General features: G+C 38.2%; 1 protein-coding gene. It reads right to left on the reverse strand.

Annotated elements, in window-relative coordinates; all coding sequences use genetic code 11:
• Positions 1–254: 254 nt before the first annotated feature.
• The gene (locus ACFO3G_RS03605; RefSeq protein ID WP_380078072.1) at positions 255–3,224 is read right to left on the reverse strand and encodes a T9SS type A sorting domain-containing protein; all 2,970 of its coding nucleotides are present in this window, start codon (positions 3,222–3,224) and stop codon (positions 255–257) included.
• Positions 3,225–3,449 lie beyond the last annotated feature (225 nt).

Below are 3,449 nucleotides of genomic sequence, written 5' to 3' on the forward strand. Positions count from 1 at the left end.
ACATAACTATTTGTTTACCATAAAGATAACTGTTATTCATGATATGGAAAAGACTTATATAAAGAAAGTTGAAACTTTTTTCAAAAAACAGAAAGGGCTGCGCCAAATGGAATTTTGACACAGCCCCCTTTTTATATGATAAATCTGCATCAGGGAAGCCTGTCCAAAGAAAAATGATATCATGTACAAAAAAGCGGGGATATGTAACAAATGCCACATATCCCCGCAATCATGACTGATAGAGTTGTAAATTGTTATTTCTTTATGATTTTCTGTTCAATGTTTTGACCATTGATATCTATTATCACAACATAAGTTGCCGGGGTTAGATTGTCTAATACAATTTTTTGTCCCGGGCATACATGATTAAGCTTTTTTACTACTTGTCCGTTTAAGTTATAGATATTTATGGAAGATGCATCTTCTTTTCCTCTGAAATATGTATAATCATCAATAATGGATGGATAGAGAGATGCTCTATTTGTTTTTTCTATTATTCCGGCATCCATCGTATTTGCATCATATATTGGCTCAATCTCATAATTGCCTTTTCCCTCCGTATTTTCTTCATCTTTATATGACAGTTGTTCAGCACCGACAGTTGCAAGTAGATGGCCATCTTTCTTAACATTGTACCCTTCAATGATTGGAGATGGAGCAAGACTTCTACCAACATACTCTGTTTCATAAACCGGTGTTTCAAACTTTCTGGGAGAGTTAGCAACAAACAATTTCATTGCCATATAGCAGCCATTGACAGTTGGGGTCTTAGAACCCTCTTTATAGGGGTCTCTCATATTCTGAAGTTCTTCGATATATTCACCTTTATCATAATCAGAATCCAACATCTTAAAATCTGTGAGAAGCATATGTGCTGATTGTCTGTTGGATAAGCTATTTTGAGAACCTTCGAAATATGTAAGACTTGGTCTTGCTGTGTTTAGTGCAGCAAATCCCACAATCAATGTGTTGTCGGGATCTAATCTTAGTGGTTTGTCCAAAACAACTGTCTTCCAATTCCCTACTTCATTCTCAGAGACAGCAAATTCCTGCATTACGACATCAGATACTCCGCCTTTTTGTCTTAAGATATATTCATAGGCAGCTCGTATCCACATCTTTTTACCTACCTGAGTTTTGTCAGGGATAAAGCTAATCTGCTTTAAGAATAGAGGCTCTGCTACTTTACCATCGATCTCTTTGAAAGTTGCACCCATATTCCAACGTTCCACATAAATAGTTTTATCCTGTTGCTTACGTTGACCTTCTTGCAAGTCGCCTCCAAATGGTCTATTATTGAATGGCCACATAATTGCTTCTGCCATTTCGAATGTCTGCATTTTTGAGTTAGATGCATCCAGGCCCAGTTTAGACCATTCTTGCACAAACTCCGGTGTATGCCAACTTACTAAAGTTGCATTACCATCCTTTTTTACCTGATCCGGTGCAAATGGTTTTACCTTTCTTGGTTGCATTGCCATTGCATGATCAGAAAGATAAGATACTACTCCACCCTGATCTTCAGGGAAATGATAACTTACCCGTATTTGATAATCAGCCGATCTTGCACCAAGTTCAGATAATTTAGCAGTATTATCTGTATAGTTTTCCCGAGTTCCATCCACAGTGGCAATTTCTTTTCCATTGCGGATAATAGTATATTTCACATTGTCTTTTCCAAGTGTCTTAAGCGCAAAGTCTGTGTTTTTGGCAGGCTTCCAAAAAATCTTAAACTCGGACTCATTACTACCGGGAAGGGCATAAAGTTCAGTTACAGGATAAACAGGTCTAAATTGTCCCCTATATGTTCCTTCTAATGTTTCTGCCTGCCTCTTGCCTACCGGATCCAAAAAGTCACCAAATTTCTCTTCAAAATGATCCCAATGGTATGAAAGGCGTCCATAAAATTGTTGTCCATCGCCTCCTCCGGTAAGTGTACCAACAACTAATTTATTCTCTTGTGAAAACAATGAGCTGCCCGATGATCCACCTTCTGTATCACCTTCATTAAAAGAAAATGTAAAATGTGCATCTTGCGTACCAAGAGGATTTGTCCAAACGGCCGGCACAATTCCCTCCTCGTCATCAGCATGTAAAATAGAAATCTTCTTAACGTCTCCGGCCGGATGATGGATACCAACGACCCCTTTTAAATCAACTTGATTATCTTTATCTGAATGTGATCGACGATCCCAACCATTGTAAAATACACGATAGGATGCCGGTATTTCCTTATTTAGTTTGAGTAAAAGGCCGTCAGAATCTCCATCAATGGGAGTAAAGGCAAGTTTACGACATCCAACCATTGTCTTTACGAGCGCATCATTGCTTGTACCGCTATTGGCACATCCAGGCTTCTCGAAATGAAAGTAAAATTGCCATTGATCAAGAAGATCGTCTGTAGGCTCAAAGTAATCCCTGAGGCCTGAACAATGAGCCGCAGAAATGATAATAGGGCTAAAATCTTTGGCTGTATTATTCAGAAGGTCGCCTGAGCAGCTAAAGATTGTACCATCTTTATCAACTATCACCATTTTGCACACACCGGCTTTCTGATCCTGCCAATCGTCTCCTTGAGGACAGTTGATATTAATCTCCTTTGCGAATTGTGAAGCATCTTCTGCATCAGAATAGCTATATCCTGAGCGGGCAAAATGCATAATTCCATTAATATGAAGAGAAGGAAGCTCTCCCTTAGCATTTGGCTCATATTCCAATACCAACTGATCTCCTAAAATAGGAGTAGTAGAAAATGATCCTCCTTCCGAATGTGTTGCTGTTGTATACGCACCATGTACTATTTCACCCGAAGGACTATAAATGAATAGACGAGATCCTTGGGGCAAATAAAAATCGCTATAGGTCAATCCTATTTCTTTGGCTCCTTCAGAACGAATAAGCAGGCGATAGACTGTTTGCCCATTTTCTAATTTTATCTTTTTTGCCTCCGAAGCAAAATCCAAATCTGCATGAGTAACCACGCCTAATGCAAATGGGGATGCTTGTGTTCGCGTTAGCCAGTCTTGACGGCTCAAGAAGTCATCTAAATTGGTCCTAACAGCAAAAGATCGTACATCAGCCGTTTGAGCTGATCGTAGCGTGTTTCCGAATTTCAAACTTAAAGGTTGTCCACCAAATGACTGCTGTCCATAAGCAGTGGTTGCATTACTACACAAAGTGAGTGCAGATGCAAATGAAATTAGTAATTTGTAAGAATGTCTCATTAATAATGTTTGTATGGAATTATAATAGACAAATGTAAGTAATATTATTTCAAAATAACACGAATTAGGAATATATTAGTACATAATTATACCATATATCATGAGAATGTTGCACGAATAATAGCCTTATTGTATTTCATATACTGCTGATTATCAGTATATTTGTATATGTTTAACGAGTAAAATACTGCTGAGATATGTCCATCAAAAGCACTTCTAATGACA

The sequence above is a fragment of the Falsiporphyromonas endometrii genome (genome assembly GCF_042654485.1).
GTDB lineage: Bacteria > Bacteroidota > Bacteroidia > Bacteroidales > Porphyromonadaceae > Porphyromonas > Porphyromonas endometrii.